At 66.1% G+C, this 14,432-nt stretch carries 11 protein-coding genes; 5 read left to right on the top strand and 6 right to left on the bottom strand.

Annotated features, from left to right (window positions below):
* Positions 1 to 84: 84 nt before the first annotated feature.
* Positions 85 to 801: a GntR family transcriptional regulator gene (locus tag AB0I81_RS62255; RefSeq protein ID WP_360679823.1), complete on the bottom strand. Its 717-nt coding sequence runs from the start codon at positions 799 to 801 to the stop codon at positions 85 to 87.
* A gap of 1,374 nt (positions 802 to 2,175) precedes the next feature.
* On the opposite strand from AB0I81_RS62255, the gene dapA reads away from it, so the two are divergent.
* Entirely contained in the window at positions 2,176 to 3,093 is a 918-nt protein-coding gene (dapA, locus tag AB0I81_RS62250) for a 4-hydroxy-tetrahydrodipicolinate synthase (RefSeq protein ID WP_360679821.1), read from the top strand.
* Between the two features lie 54 nt (positions 3,094 to 3,147).
* On the top strand, positions 3,148 to 4,833 hold the full coding sequence (locus AB0I81_RS62245) for a ribonuclease J (RefSeq protein ID WP_360679819.1): 1,686 nt from the start codon (positions 3,148 to 3,150) through the stop codon (positions 4,831 to 4,833).
* Between the two features lie 403 nt (positions 4,834 to 5,236).
* Here the strand turns inward: AB0I81_RS62245 and AB0I81_RS62240 are convergent, their stop codons facing one another.
* Both AB0I81_RS62240 and AB0I81_RS62235 read right to left on the bottom strand, forming a co-directional pair.
* Positions 5,237 to 6,016 carry an ABC transporter permease subunit gene (locus AB0I81_RS62240; RefSeq protein WP_360679817.1) on the bottom strand — a complete coding sequence of 260 codons (780 nt, stop codon included), beginning with the start codon at positions 6,014 to 6,016 and terminating at the stop codon, positions 5,237 to 5,239.
* Positions 6,013 to 6,777 (bottom strand): ATP-binding cassette domain-containing protein, encoded by a 765-nt coding sequence (locus AB0I81_RS62235; protein WP_360679814.1) that lies wholly within the window; start codon positions 6,775 to 6,777, stop codon positions 6,013 to 6,015. The genes AB0I81_RS62240 and AB0I81_RS62235 overlap by 4 nt, the downstream gene beginning before the upstream one ends.
* 68 nt (positions 6,778 to 6,845) lie before the next feature.
* Between AB0I81_RS62235 and AB0I81_RS62230 the strand changes: the two genes are divergently transcribed.
* Both AB0I81_RS62230 and AB0I81_RS62225 read left to right on the top strand, forming a co-directional pair.
* Positions 6,846 to 8,114: a histidine kinase gene (locus AB0I81_RS62230; RefSeq protein WP_360679811.1), complete on the top strand. Its 1,269-nt coding sequence runs from the start codon at positions 6,846 to 6,848 to the stop codon at positions 8,112 to 8,114.
* Positions 8,111 to 8,752: a response regulator transcription factor gene (locus tag AB0I81_RS62225; protein ID WP_360679808.1), complete on the top strand. Its 642-nt coding sequence runs from the start codon at positions 8,111 to 8,113 to the stop codon at positions 8,750 to 8,752. The genes AB0I81_RS62230 and AB0I81_RS62225 overlap by 4 nt, the downstream gene beginning before the upstream one ends.
* A 41-nt stretch (positions 8,753 to 8,793) precedes the next feature.
* Here AB0I81_RS62225 and AB0I81_RS62220 read toward each other — a convergent pair whose 3' ends face one another.
* The 3 genes from AB0I81_RS62220 to AB0I81_RS62210 all read right to left on the bottom strand — a co-directional run bounded on the left by AB0I81_RS62220 (position 8,794) and on the right by AB0I81_RS62210 (position 11,917).
* Positions 8,794 to 9,291 (bottom strand): DUF402 domain-containing protein, encoded by a 498-nt coding sequence (locus AB0I81_RS62220; RefSeq protein ID WP_360679805.1) that lies wholly within the window; start codon positions 9,289 to 9,291, stop codon positions 8,794 to 8,796.
* 81 nt (positions 9,292 to 9,372) lie between these two features.
* The gene (locus AB0I81_RS62215; protein WP_360679802.1) at positions 9,373 to 10,590 is read right to left on the bottom strand and encodes a hypothetical protein; all 1,218 of its coding nucleotides are present in this window, start codon (positions 10,588 to 10,590) and stop codon (positions 9,373 to 9,375) included.
* Positions 10,591 to 10,792: 202 nt separating this feature from the next.
* Positions 10,793 to 11,917 carry an enolase C-terminal domain-like protein gene (locus tag AB0I81_RS62210; RefSeq protein ID WP_360679799.1) on the bottom strand — a complete coding sequence of 375 codons (1,125 nt, stop codon included), beginning with the start codon at positions 11,915 to 11,917 and terminating at the stop codon, positions 10,793 to 10,795.
* Between the two features lie 236 nt (positions 11,918 to 12,153).
* Between AB0I81_RS62210 and AB0I81_RS62205 the strand changes: the two genes are divergently transcribed.
* A complete protein-coding gene (locus tag AB0I81_RS62205; RefSeq protein WP_360679795.1) occupies positions 12,154 to 13,623 on the top strand; it encodes an aldehyde dehydrogenase (NADP(+)) in 1,470 nt (489 codons plus the stop codon).
* Positions 13,624 to 14,432: the final 809 nt, after the last annotated feature.

The following is a 14,432-nucleotide window of genomic DNA, read 5'->3' as shown; positions in this document are numbered from 1 at the left end:
GTTTACCCGCTGGCCCAGGAGCGGCGCGTGTTGATGAGGTCGGGGAACTCCGGGAGGGATGATATCGCCCCCGGAGTCCCCGACCTAAAGGGGCATGCTGTACATGATCCGGAACCGATCTCCCGGGATGACGATGTCGCTGGTCTCGACCGGGCGGTCACCTGCCCAATGGGTGCGTTCGAGATGAAGAACGTGCACGCCCGCGGCAAGATCCAGCGCGTCGCTCTCCACGGGTCGAGGAATGCGCGTGTGTACGCTTTCGACGATCTCCGTGATCTTGATGCCGTGCGCGTACATCCTCGCGACCAGACTTCGGCGCTCTTCCTCCGTGTGAGGGGCGAACTCCCGCAGTTCGTAGGAAGTGGCGAGTTGCAGCGGTCTGCCGTCTCCGCGGAAGACGTAGTGCGTTTTGGTCAGCGTGGCCGACTCGGGCAGACGCAGCCGTCTGGCGATGTCGGGGCCTGCTTCGGTCGGTTCGCTGTGCCAGTCCCACGTCACGCGCCGGCCTTGGGACTGCAGGTCGGCGGCGAACGGGGCAGGGTGATCGAGGAAGCGCCATCGGTGTAGCGCTGTCAGGTCGGGGCGTTCCCTGACGTAGTGACCCGAGCCCACGCGGCCGATGATGAGACCCTCGCCCGCGAGCACACGGAGTGCGTGACGGGCGGCGGTCTCCCCGACCTGATACTTGCGGGTCAACTGCGCCCGCGAAGGAATGGGCGCACCGGGGGGAAGGGTGCCGTCGGTGATCTGTCGCCGAATATCTTCGACAACGCGCAGGTAGACCGGATCTGAGGTGGCCACTAGTCCATCCCTGGGGGTTCGTGTGAGGCGTTGCCCCATGTTGCCGTATTCGGCAGGTAACCGACCGTCATCGAGGATGGCTGGGGCCCCAACTTTGCGTTGGCGGAAAATTATCGGAGAAACCTTGTAACGCCGATGTAAGGGGTGCCGATTCTCCGGTAGAGGTCGTCGATGTGTGTACCCCCGAGCACATATCGGCGACCTCTTCCATGTCCGCCTCGCGAACGAGCGACCATCGAGTCTGTGAACGCCCTGGTGGGGCGCATGTTTCGAGATGGGGCTTCGGGAGTGTCTCGAGAGTCGGTTCGAACCGAGGCGTGCCACCGAACCGCATGATGCTCGGAAGTCGGGGTCCTGCTGTCGTCCGCGCATCGTCTGTCGGTGCGTCTGACCAAGCTCCGTGGCTGGCAAACGTCAGCACCGGTTCTGTGCGTTCCTTCCCGAGTCGCGCTGGTTCTCTTTGCTCGCGCGCCCACTCTGATCGTGGGAGTGGGGCGAACAGGGAGAAGGGGGGTTGGTCCGTGTACCAGGGGGCAACACGCGCCGTCGCCGTCGCCGTCGAGGTGGAGGTGGCCGTCATGGCTTTCGGGGACGTCATGGCATCGGGGTCATGGTCGTAGTCGCAGTTGTGATCCTTGGCGGGGGCCACAGGGCGGTGCCGAACGGCGGGCGCTGATGTGCGAAGTGAGTTGGGGCATGTCGGTGTGTGCTTGATCTGGCCTGACTATCACAACGATCGTGCCAGTCAAAGCGGAACAAGCTCGGTGGAGTTCGGATGCTGGGTCGCCGGCTATTGACGGTAAGGCGTGGCGGCGCAGTCAATGACGGGCTTCCCGAGTGGCGCGTGCCGGGGTGCCGGGGTGCGGGGCGTAGTGTCGTAGGTCGCGGGCATCTTTCTGATGTGTCCCAAAGTGGTCGTCGTTCGCCGCAACCGGCAGAACGACCGAAGCGCCCCAAGCGTCACGTGCGGGGAATTCATAAGCGCATGGGTGCCCTGGCCGTGGTGGTGCCGGAGGGTGTGCGCTCCCTTCCCGTATGCTGGGTGCTCTGTTGGCCGCGATGCTCTGGGCGTGGTGGCTGTGTGACGCTGAGGACCAACAATTCGGTCGTCTTGGACACGGAGCGCTTACCCGGAACGGGCGGTGTGTATCCCGGGGTTCTCCCTTGCCGATGCGCCTCGCGTACCGGCGTGAGTCGAATGGGTTGGCTGGCCTGCGGGGATGCGGGTGTGGTCGCCAGGGCCGGTCGAGTTGCTCGGAGTTCGTTTGGCCGGTTGGCTCGGAAGCCGGTGAATGTGGGCAAAAAGCGGCTCCAGGCTGGCGAAGCGGGGTGGCGACGTCCAATGGATTTCCGAATCCAGGTAGCGTTCGCACTATGGCATCGCCAACTGGAACCACCGACGCGCCCTTCGGCCGTATGCTGACCGCGATGGTCACGCCGTTCACCCCCGACGGCGAGGTCGATTATGTGGCTGTGCGACGTCTTGCCACCTACCTGGTGGACGAGCAGCGCAATGATGGCCTGATCGTCAACGGGACGACCGGGGAATCGCCTACTACCTCGGACGAGGAGAAGCAGCGCATCGTCAGCGCCGTCCTCGATGCGGTCGGTGATCGCGCGACCGTGGTGGCAGGGGCCGGGACGAACGACACTCGCCATAGTGTCGAGCTCGCGAAGCAGGCGGCACGCGTCGGTGCGCACGGCCTGCTGGTGGTGACGCCCTACTACAACAAGCCCCCACAAGAGGGGCTGTACCGGCACTTCACTTCCGTCGCGGAGGCGACCGACCTCCCCGTGATGCTGTACGACATTCCAGGTCGTAGCGGCGTGCCGATCAAGACCGATACCCTGATCCGCCTGGCGCAGCACGAGCGCATTGTGGCTGTGAAGGACGCCAAGGGCGATCTGTTCGCCGCTAGCCAGGTGATGATTTCGACGGATCTCGCCTTCTACTCCGGCGATGACCTGCTCAATCTGGCCTGGCTGTCCCTCGGTGCGGCAGGGTTCGTCAGCGTGGTCGGCCATGTGGTCGGTGCCGAGCTGGCGCGCATGATTCATCTGCATAAGAACGGCGACGTCAACCAGGCCTTGGCCGTACACGGTCAGGTGGCCCCGGTGGTAGACGGGATCATGCTGCGCGCCGGTGGCGCGATCATGGCGAAGGCCGCACTGAGCATGGTGGGAGTACCGGTTGGTCCGGTGCGGCTGCCGCTTGTGGAGGCGACGGAGAAGCAAATCGCCGAGCTGCGTGCTTGCCTGGTGGCCGGCGGGGTGAAATTGACAGACGCATAGGAACGGGGAGGAACTGGGAGTTTTGAGAACTAGATCTGACCGAGGGGGCCGGGCATGAGCCATCCGCATCCTGAGCTTGGCCCCCCGCCGGTGCTGCCGGAAGGCGGCTTGCGCATTGTCGCGCTCGGCGGGTTGGGAGAAATCGGCAGAAACATGGCCGTCTTCGAATATGACGGTCGCCTGCTGGTCGTGGACTGCGGGGTGCTGTTCCCCGAGCCGGACCAGCCGGGTGTCGACCTCATCCTGCCCGACTTCGAATACATCAGGGACCGGCTCGACGACGTCGAAGCCGTGGTGCTGACGCACGCCCACGAGGACCACATCGGGGCGGTGCCCTATCTTCTGCGCGAGCGGCGCGACATTCCGCTCATCGGTTCCAAGCTCACGCTTGCCCTTATCGAGGCCAAGCTGACCGAGCACAGGATCCAGCCGACCAAAGTCGAGGTCGTCGAGGGTGAGAGGCACGTCTTCGGGCCTTTCGACTGTGAGTTTCTCGCGGTCAACCACTCCATTCCCGACGCTCTGGCCGTAGCCATACGTACGCCGGCGGGCATTGTCCTGCATACCGGCGACTTCCGTATGGATCAGTTGCCGAGCGACGGCCGTCTCACCGACCTCGGTGGCTTCGCCAGACTCGGCACCGAGGGCGTCGACCTGCTGATGTCCGACTCCACCAACGCCGAGGTGCCGGGATTCGTCACCAGCGAGCGGGAGATCGCGCCGGTCATCGAGGAGGTGATTCGCACTTCCGAGCAGCGTGTCATCGTGGCCAGCTTCGCCTCGCACGTGCACCGCATCCAGCAGGTCATGGATGCCGCCGCCAAGCACGGCCGCAAGGTCGCCCTGGTCGGACGCTCCATGGTGCGGAACATGGGCGTGGCCCGCGACCTCGGATACCTCAAGGTTCCGCCGGAGCTGATCGTCGACTCGCGCGACATCGAGGAGTGGCCGCCACAGGACGTGGTCCTCGTCTGCACCGGTTCGCAGGGCGAGCCGATGGCGGCGCTGTCCAGAATGGCGAACCGCGATCATCCGATACGCATCGCCGACGGCGACACCGTGCTGCTGGCCTCGTCGCTGGTGCCGGGGAACGAGACCGCGGTCAACAAGGTCATCAACGGACTGACGAGGTGGGGCGCCCGGGTTGTGCACAAGGGCAACGCCAAGGTGCATGTCTCCGGACACGCGGCCGCGGGCGAGCTCCTGTACGTGCTCAACCTGACGCGTCCCTCCAACTTCATGCCTGTGCACGGCGAATGGCGTCATCTGCGCGCCCACGCCAAGCTGGCCGCCCTCACCGGTGTGCCGGACGACCACATCGTGATCGCCGAGGACGGCGTCGTGGTGGACCTGGTCGATGGCCGCGCGAGGATCGTCGGCGCGGTTCACGCCGGGTACGTCTACGTCGATGGTTCGTCGGTGGGTGAGATCACCGACACGTCCCTGAAAGATCGCAGAATCCTCGGAGACGAAGGATTCATCTCCGTGGTCATCGTGGTCGACTCCAACACGGGCAAACTCACTGCCGGCCCTGAGATCCACGCGCGCGGGTCGGGCATCGACCCCATCCAGTTCGACGAGTTCATCCCGCAGATCGAACGCGCTCTTCAGGAGAAGGCCGCAGACGGGGTGGTCGACATGCAGGAGATCCGCCGGGTCGTACGTCGTACGGTGGGGCGCTGGGTGAGTGACACCTATCGCCGCCGACCGATGATCATTCCCGTGGTGCTCGAGGTCTGAGTCTCCGCAGGGTACGGCAGGTGTCCTCACCTGCCGTACCTGCGGAAGGGCGGCGTGCATGGGCACGCGTGCGATGGCGGTGTCGTGACGGTGGTGGCACGGCTTCATCGAAACCTCCAGCCTTATCGGGACCTTCGGCTCGGTAGGACCTCTGGCCTCATCGGGACCTCCGGCTTTGTCAGGATCCGGCTTTGTCGGAATTTCCGGCTTCATAAGCTCTGGCCTTGTTAGGGCCATTGGCTTCGTCGAGGCATCCGCGTTCGTTGGGACGTCCGCCCTGGGACGTCCGCCCTGGGACGTCCGCCCTGGGACGTTCGCTTGCTTGGACGTTCGCCGTGCTAGGGCGTCCGCTTAGCTGGGACCTCCGCCTCGTTGGGATCTCCGGTGCAGTCGGGGTCGCATGTCAGGCGTCTTTCTGGCGTATCAGCCAAGTGGCGATTACGAGGGGGATGAACGCGTACCCGACCATGACTGCCGCTGCTACTGGTGGAGGTAGGAGTGAGCCGTACACCGAAGTGGTGATGAGGTCGCCGGTGATCTGCCGGGGGAGGGCGCTGATCATCAGCGAGCCGAGACGTTCGCTCCACGGCTCAGGGACGTTGTTGATGATGATAGGGATCACATAGACGAGGCCGACGACGATGGCAGTCGCGGCGGCAGCGGATCGCAGGAGTGCGCCGAGCCCCAGGCCGAGCAGTGCGAAGGTCGGCACGGTGAGGGTGAGGGTGATTAGGAGCGGCAATCGGTCTTCGAACGCCGCGGTGTACGCGCCGGAGAAGCGCTCGCCGAGGACGCTGCCGGCCACGAGATAGGTGCCGAAGACTGCCAGAGCGCCGACGAGCAGGCTCAGGGCGCCGACGACGGTGGCTTTGGCCATGAGGACGGGCCAGCGACGGGGGACGAGAGCGAGGCTGGTCCTGATTAAGCCTGTTGCGTATTCGGATGTGATGACCAGGATGCCGAGGATGCCCATGCAGAGCTGGGGGACGACAATGAGCACTTCCTCCAGATCCGCGATGCGGGCACCTGCTTGCTGCTCAGGGGATACGGCATCGTACGTGCCGGCCGCCGCCAGGGCGATCGTGAGGCCGATGAGGACTGTGCTGAGGCCGAGACAGAGGATCAGATAGGTCGAGCGGACCGAGCGGATTTTCAGCCATTCGGAGGAGAGAACAGCTCTCATCGGGCCGCTCCATATTGGACGCTGCCTGTGGTCAAGGCCATGTAGGCGTCTTCGAGCGATGGATAGTGGGTGGTCAGCTCCGACACGGTGGCCTCGGCTATGAGCTTGCCCCGGCCGACGATCACGATGCGCTCGGCCGTGAGGGCCATTTCGCTCATGAGATGGCTGGAGAGTAAGACCGTCCGGCCCTCGGCGGCGAGTGAGCGCATGAGGTCGCGGATCCAGCGCACGCCGTCCGGGTCGAGGCCGTTGACTGGTTCGTCGAACATCAGGACGCCCGGATCACCGAGTAGCGCGGCCGCGATGCCGAGGCGTTGCTTCATGCCCAGAGAGAACCCGCCCACCCTCTTGCGTGCCACGCCCGCCAGCCCAACCTGCTCAAGCAACTCGGTCACCCGCCTGACGCCGATGCCGTTGGTGCGTCCCAGGCAGAGCAGGTGGTCGTAGGCGTTGCGGCCGCTGTGGACGGCGTCGGCGTCGAGGAGCGCTCCGACTTCGCGCATCGGCTGGCGGAGTGCACTGTATCGACGTCCGTTGACCAGGGCCTGGCCAGAAGTGGGCGCGTCGAGGTCGAGGGTCAGGCGCATCGTGGTGGACTTGCCGGCGCCGTTGGGGCCGAGAAAGCCGGTGACATGGCCTGGCTCGACGCGGAAGGACAGGTCGTCGACGGCGACGGTGCTTCCGTAGCGCTTTGTGAGGTGATGGAGTTCGATCACGTGGTACAGGATGCGGGGCGGCGGGTCGCCGGCGCGTCGGACCACGGTTCGAACTTCAAGGTCAGACCCTGGTTTGACGTGTGGACGCCGCTGCAACGGCTACCGTTCAACGCGTGGACGACACGCACCCCTTCTTCGTCAGGCGCATGAGCCGTCGCCAGTTGGTCATGCTCGATGTGGCGGCAGGTGTGTGCTCGGCGTTCATCCTCCTCACGGCGATGGTCCATGCCACGGCGCTGCCGCCGTGGGTGCGGATCGCCCTGTCTCTCGGGCTGGGGTTGCCGCTGGCGCTGCGCAGGCTGTGGCCGCTGCCAATCTTCTGCTTCACGCTGGTGCTCGCCCTCTACGCCGCGCTGGCCGGCACGGTGGGCCTCGCATACTTTTCTCCCGCGTACGCCTTGTATATCGTCGCCCTGTCCGAAAAGCGCGGCCCCGTGATCCCGACGTCGACCATCGGCGCGGTGAGCCTGATCACCGTCGTGGGGTTGGTGATGACGGGGGCCTCTCCTGACGAGGCGCCCGGCTGGCTATTCCGCCTTGACCAGCCGCTTCTGGGTATCGCGGCGCTGGGAGGCGCATGGACGGTTGGCCGGGCCGTACAGGAGCGCAGGTCCTATGCGGCCCGTGACAGCGAGCGGTTGGCGGCGCAGGCGGTTGCGGAAGAGCGGTTACGAGTCGCGCGCGAGCTGCACGATGTGGTCACGCACAGCGTAGGGCTGATCGCGGTCAAAGCGGGGGTGGCCAATCACGTCATGGCCACCAGGCCGGAAGAGGCACATGATGCCCTGCGCGTGATCGAGACCGCCAGCCGCAGCGCGTTGGTCGAGATGCGACACCTACTCGGTGTGCTGCGGTCCACGGAGGTGCCCGACCGTGCGCCCACCCCCGGCCTGGCGGGCATCCGGGGGTTGGTGAGCCAGGCGCGGCTGGCGGGCGTGGAAGTGGAGCTTGATCTCCGCACTGAACTCGATCTCCGCACTGAAGCTGTCGGCGGGCAGCGGCTTGGGGAGGCGAAAAGGCGGGCGCGGTTGCCTGAGCCTGATGGCGGGCAGCGACTTGGGGAGGTAGAAGGATTGGCGCGGTTGCCTGACGGCGTGGGGCTGTCGGCCTACCGCATCGTGCAGGAGGCGCTTACCAATGTGGTCAAGCATGCCGCCCCCGCTCGCTGCCGCGTAACCGTAGTCGCTGATGGCAGGGAGGTGCGGATCGAAGTGACCGATGATGGGCCGGGCAGACGCACCATGCCGTCTGATGGTGCCGGGCATGGCCTGATCGGTATGCGGGAGCGGGTCATGGTGTACGGCGGCACGCTCCAGGCCGGCAGCCTACCTGGGCGAGGATTTCGAGTGTCCGCGACGTTGCCTTACGAGGAGGCGCAGTGATCCGGGTGGTCATCGCCGACGATCAGGCGTTGCTCAGAGGAAGCTTCAGAGTGCTGGTCGACTCCGAGCCTGATCTGATGGTGGTGGGCGAGGCAGCGACTGGTGCCGAGGCGGTTGAGGTGGTGTTGGAACGGCGGCCGGATGTGGTGCTCATGGATGTAAGAATGCCCGGCATGGACGGGATTGAGGCCACCCGTCGTATAAGGGACGCCGCTCGGGTACTTGTTGTAACGATGTTCGATCTCGACGCTTATGTTTATGATGCGCTTCGGGCTGGGGCGAGTGGATTTTTGCTGAAGGATACGCCGCCGGCCGATTTGCTGGCTGCTGTACGGGTGGTCGCCGGTGGGGAGGCGTTGCTGGCGCCCAAGGTCACGCGCAGGTTGATCGAAGAGTTCGCGCGAACTCCAGCCCTTCCCCAAGTGAAAGGGCTGGAAGGGGTTACAGAGCGGGAGCGGGAAGTGCTGATGCTGATCGCGCGTGGGTTGTCCAACGGAGAGATCGCAGCGCATCTGCAGGTGACCTTGGCCACGGTCAAGACGCACATCACCCGGCTGCTGGCCAAGCTGGGGGCGCGGGATCGGGCGCAGCTTGTCATTGCGGCGTATGAGTGCGGATTAGTTACGGTCGCCGGCTGAGTTATTCGAACATGCGATGCAAAGAGTTTCTTGTTGTTGGGCTATGCTGACTTCGCGAGCCAATCCAAGTGTGCGCCTCCGAATGGTCCCTTTCTTTCGCCTACGGCGTCGAGTAGCCAGCGTGCGGTTTCTTCTGCTTGTGTGATCATTGTGGGTGGATAGTTCAGTAGGACCTGGTGTTCGGCGAATTCGTCTTCGTCGTCGAGAATGAGTCGCCCGTCTCTCATCCGGATCACGTCCAAGTCGAGGTCGAGCATGGTGACCTCGCCGTCCCTCCATTCCGGAATGGTGGTGACGTCGACGTAGATCTCGCTTTTGTGCGGCGGGGTGTTGAAGGACGCTGTCCACCAGGCATCCCGGGGGAACAGCATGATCGCGGTTGTTTCCCACGTGACGGGTGGGCCTTCGCCCTTGCGGGCGACCGTTCCGCCCGGGACCTCAGCCCAAATGCCGTGCTCATCCTCGCCAAGCAGCCGCCCGGGGTGATTCCAGTGCAGTGCGCCGCCGTACTTGCGGAAGACGATTCGCACATCAGTCATACGAGGAACTTATCCATGTCGGTTGGCGCTCACGCAAAGCCCTGGTCATGAGGGGCCGCGGGCGGTTCGTCCAGAAGTGGTTCATGACAGCAGGCGGAGTGCCCCGGAGAGGGCGGCCAGACGCTGAGGGGAGGCCAGGCCGGCGTGGTAGAGATGGAATTCCGATGCCCCAGCCTTGGAGTACGTCCGCAACTGATCGGCCAGGACGTCAGGGTCGGCCGGGCGTGGGGGGAGAGCCAGGACGTAGGCACCTACTCGCTGCTCCGGAGTGCAGAGCTCCTTCAGCCGGGCGAGGCGGGTGGCGTCCGTGGCCGGGTCGCCCCAGCAGTTGGCCACCAGGACGTCCGCTCCTGGTTCACCTGCGGGCAGTGGGGCGAAGGCGCCTGTGGCCCAGGGGTCCGGGTTGGCGTGCAGCGTGATCGGGACGCCGGGCGCGGTGCTGCCGGCGGCCGCGATCAGGCGTTGGCGCATAGCGGTGGTCATGTCGGTGCGGATGGCGCGCACCTCGTCGGTCAGAGAGCCGAGGGCTTCTTCAATGGTGCCCTGCGCAGTAGTGATCGTTTCAGCAGTTGGTGTGGATGTGGCATGTGTCGGAGTCGTGCGAGTGGCGTTTTCGGCAATGGAGTGATCCGAAGGGGCGATCTGGCTCGATGCGCGGTCTATCGCGGCACGGACCCTGTCCTGCGTCGCCTCTGGATAGCGGGGGGCGCAGCTGGTGCAGAAGCACAGGGAGAGGAGGTCCGCGTCCGTCGGGGTCCAGTCCGCGCCGCCTGTCTTCTCGTGGACGCTCTGGTGGCCGAAGCCCATGGGGCCGCAGGCCTCAAGGATCAGGCCGTCCGGCTCGCCTACTTCGAGGATCTCCTTGACCAGACGTTCGCAGTACTCGATGACGTCATCGTGGGCGGGGCACAGCGCGTAGGGGTACGGGTCGCCGAAAGCGTTGCGTACGACCAGGTCGGGATGGGCGGAGCCGAGATGGGAGTTGTGAGTGAGGACGGTCCAGGCGTGTACCTGGAGGCCGGCGGCCTTCAGGGCATCCCTGGCCTGGAGATAGGCGTCGGCGGGAGTCCACGTGGGGGTGGCGGGGACCAGGCGGGACCAGGATGACGAGCGGATCGGGAGGTAAAAGGCCGGGTATGGCACATCCAACACGCGGTGGGCGGGGTGGTACGGCGTGGCCGCCCTCGTCGAGTGGTAGCTGGCTGCCAGAGCGACCGTCTGGACGCCCAGGTCTGCCAGACGGCCGGGGGCTGTCGGGTCCCCGACCACGTCCCAGGGGTAGAGATAGGCGACGTTCATCAACGAGGGCTCCTTGCCGACGTTCAGGTGTTGGTCTGTTTGCCGGCATATACCAGCGGGTTGTGCTGTGAACTGCTTCGGTGGGGCGCTTGGCCGGTTTTCGTCAGGGGGTTCTACCGCGAGTGTTCACCGGTGGATCTCTTCGTTGAGGTTCATCGGCGGCCTTGCGTTGGCGTTCGTCGTCGAGGTTCGTCGCCGATGGTCACCAGCGCGGTTTCTTCGCCGAGAAGGAGGGCTCGAAGCGTTGCATGTACGACGTGTCGTCGCGGGAGTAGAGCCCGCACTTCTCGTACTGCTCGTTCATCACGGCCAGCGCGTCCCGGTCCAGTTCAACGCCGAGGCCGGGGCCGGTGGGCACCGGGACGGCGCCGTTCACGAAACGCAGGGCGCCCGGCAGGATGACGTCCTGGCCATCCTGCCAGGGGGTGTGCGTGTCGCAGGCGTACGTGAGGTTCGGCGTGGCGGCGGCCAGGTGCGTCATGGCGGCCAGGCTGATGCCGAGGTGCGAGTTGGAGTGCATGGATATGCCCAGGCCGAACGCCTCGCACATGGCGGCGATGTGCGAGGAACGTGTGAGGCCGCCCCAATAGTGGTGGTCCAGGAGGAGTACGCCGATCGCTCGGGAGGCCATCGCGGGCGGGAAATGCTCTGGGGTGACCACGCACATGTTCGTGGCGAGGGGCATGGTGACGGCGGCCGCCACTTCCGCCATGCCGTCGATGCCGGCGGCCGGGTCCTCCAGATATTGGAGGATGCCGTCGAGCTCGCGGCCTACGCGGATCGAGGTGGCCACGGACCAGGCGGCATTCGGGTCGAGGCGGAGGGGTACGCCGGGGAACGCCTCGTGCAGGGCGCGGATCGCGGCGATCTCCTGGTCCGGCGGGAACACGCCGCCCTTGAGCTTGATCGATTCGAAGCCGTACTCGCTGATGAGGAGCCTTGCCTGCTCGACGATGCCGGCTTCGTCAAGTGCGGCGCCGAACCTGTCCGGTTCGTCGCCTGGATGGCCTGCCCACTTGTAGAAGAGGTACGCGCTGTACGGCACCGCGTCTCTGACCTTGCCGCCCAGCAGGTCGGAGACGGGGATGCCGGCGGCCTTGCCGCGAATGTCCAGGCAAGCCACCTCAAAGGGGGAGAAGACGCGGTCGATGCTCTTCTCCTTGGTGGCGAGGCCGGTAAGACCGTGCTTGTCGCTCACGGTTTCGCCGACGATCGCGGTGACGCGGGCGTACATGGTGTTCAGGGCATGAACGTCGAGGCCGATCAGAGCTTGCGCGCATTCCCGCACCTTGCCGAGATGATCGCGATCACCATAGGTCTCGCCCAACCCGGTCGCACCCTCATCTGTGACGACCTCGACAATGGTACGGAGAGCCCATGGCTCATGGACTCCGGCAGCGTTCAGGAGAGGCGGATCCCGGAAGGCCACAGGTGTTACGTGGATCTGCCTAATGATCATTTGCATGCCGTCCATGTATGTGAACGATTGCCAGATTTGTGGACAAGTTGCCGCAACTGTAAGAATCAGGTTGAAGAAGTGTCAAGACTCCGAAGGGCCATTCGATGATCTACGGACACGACCCCAGGACCGGCGAGACCGTGGGCGCCGCCCTGCCCGAGACCGACAGCGCCGGGGTCGACAAGATCGTTTCTGCTGCGGCCGCCGCCGGAGCGACCTGGCGGGCGACCTCGGCTGCCGAGCGGGCCGTCGCGCTGGAGGCGGTCGCCGATGCGCTTGCCGCTCACGTGGACGAGCTCTGGCAGCTCGCCGACCAGGAGACCGCGCTCGGCGAGGGACGGCTGCGGGGCGAAGTGGCGCGGGCGGCGGGGCAGTTCAGGCTCTTCGCCCAGGTGATCAGGGATGGTGGTTACCTGGAAGCCATCATCGATCACGCGGACTCTTCGCTCACGCCGCCCAGGCCGGACGTACGCCGGATTCAGAACCCGCTGCAGGGCGTCGTGGCCGTGTTCGCGGCGAGCAACTTCCCGTTCGCGTTCTCGGTGGCCGGAGGCGACACGGCCTCCGCGCTGGCCGCCGGATGCCCTGTGGTCGTCAAGGCGCATCCTGGGCACCCCAACACCTCCGAGCGCGTGGCGAAGATCCTTCAGGAGGCGCTGCCGTCCCCCGATCTGCTCGGGCTCGTTCAGGGCATGCAGGCCGGTGTGGATCTGGTGCAGCACCCTGGCGTGGTCGCGGCCGGGTTCACCGGCTCGGTGGCCGGGGGCAAGGCGATCCAGAAGCTGATCGACGAGCGGGAGGTGCCGATCCCGTTCTTCGGTGAGCTTGGCAGCGTCAACCCCGTGGTCGTGCTTCCGTCGGCTCCGGTGAAGGAGGTGGCCACCGGGTTCGCCGCGTCGCTGACGCTGGGGGTCGGGCAGTTCTGCACGAATCCCGGGCTCCTGTTCGTGCCCGAGGGGGAGGAACTGCGGCAGGCGCTCGTGGAGGCCGTCGAGGGGTCCAGCGGTGGACCCATGCTCGCCGAGCGGATCAGGGAAGGGTACCTCGGGGGCGTCGAGCGGCTGGGTGAGCTGAGACTGCTGGCCGAGGGCAAGCCGGGAGAAGGCAACCTGGCGGTCACGCCCAAGGTGTTCACCGCGGATCTCGACACGTTCGCGGAGAAGCTGCCGCAGATCGGTGAGGAATGCTTCGGGCCGGCGGCCATCGTAGTGACGTACAGGGAAGTTTCGGACCTGCGCCCGGTGCTGGAGCGGCTTGAAGGGTCGTTGACCGCGACCGTTCACAGCACCGTGCCGGAGGAGGCCGGAGAGGTCGCTGAGGTGCTGGGCAAGAAGGCCGGACGGCTCATCTGGAACGGGTGGCCGACCGGAGTCGCCGTGTGCTGGGCCATGCACCACGGTGGTCCCTGGCCTGCTGCCACGACGTCGTACACGTCGGTGGGGGCGACGGCGATCGGTCGGTGGCTGGCGCCCACTGCCTACCAGGACTGGCCGGAGGCGCTGCTGCCGGATGAGCTCAAGGACGGGAACCCGCTGTCCATCCCGCGGAGGGTGGATGGTCGGCTTCAGGCGTGAATGATGGGGTGAGCCGAGGCTTGGGCCTGGGGCCGCGGTCTGGTTAGTGGTTCCCGGGCTCCAGGTTGGCGGTGGTCGAGGTGTCGGGTGATGGGTTAAGGCGGGCGTCCTTGCGTCGGTGACGGGTTGAGGCGGGCGTCCTTGGTCGGCCTGGCCCGGCTCTGGCTCCGGGGCGGCCTGCCTCCGGCTCTGGCCTGGTTCCGGCCTGGCCTCGGCCCGCCTGGCTCCGGTCTGGCCCCCGCCTGGCTCCGGCCCGGCCCAGCCCGGCGTGGCTACGGCCCGGCTCGGCTCTGGCCTTTGGCCTCGGTCAGGCGCGGCTCTGGCCTTGGCCTGTTCCGGCCCGGGCTGGCTCTGGCCCGGCTCGGCGTGGTTCCGGCCCTGGCCTCGGCCTGGCCCCCGCCTTGCCCTGCCCCGGTCCGGCCGGCCCGGCGTGGCTCCGGCGCCCGGCCTCGCCCCCGTCTGGCCCTGGCCCAGGCCTGGTTCTGGCTCTGGTTCGGTCCGGCCTTAGCTTTGGCCTGGGCCGACTCTGGCCCTGGGTGGCTCTGGCCCTGCTGGCTTTGGCCCTGCTGGCTCTGGCCCTGGGCTGGCTCAGGCCCGGTCCGGCGTGGTTCCGGCTCTGGCCTGCCTGGGCCCGGCCCGCCTACGGCTCCGGTCTGGCCCTGGCTTTCGCTACGGAGATCACTTCTCGCACCTAGAGGGATACCCCCAGCAGCACTAGTGTCCCGGTCTTGAGTTTCGTCATCTAATGGAGGGATGGCGGGCAGACCACGACGTCCGCTCGTGCTGAGTGTGGACGAGCGGCGGACGCT

It is taken from the genome of Nonomuraea sp. NPDC050404, assembly GCF_040655495.1.
Lineage (GTDB): Bacteria > Actinomycetota > Actinomycetes > Streptosporangiales > Streptosporangiaceae > Nonomuraea.
Note: the sequence above shows the minus strand (reverse complement) of the source record. Positions and strands in the feature narration are given on the sequence as shown.

Coding starts and splice junctions, on each gene's coding strand:
- dapA (WP_360679821.1), top strand. CDS start 2,176: ATGGCATCGCCAACTGGAACCACCGACGCGCCCTTCGGCCGTATGCTG.
- AB0I81_RS62245 (WP_360679819.1), top strand. CDS start 3,148: ATGAGCCATCCGCATCCTGAGCTTGGCCCCCCGCCGGTGCTGCCGGAA.
- AB0I81_RS62240 (WP_360679817.1), bottom strand. CDS start 6,016: ATGAGAGCTGTTCTCTCCTCCGAATGGCTGAAAATCCGCTCGGTCCGC.
- AB0I81_RS62220 (WP_360679805.1), bottom strand. CDS start 9,291: ATGACTGATGTGCGAATCGTCTTCCGCAAGTACGGCGGCGCACTGCAC.
- AB0I81_RS62215 (WP_360679802.1), bottom strand. CDS start 10,590: ATGAACGTCGCCTATCTCTACCCCTGGGACGTGGTCGGGGACCCGACA.
- AB0I81_RS62205 (WP_360679795.1), top strand. CDS start 12,154: ATGATCTACGGACACGACCCCAGGACCGGCGAGACCGTGGGCGCCGCC.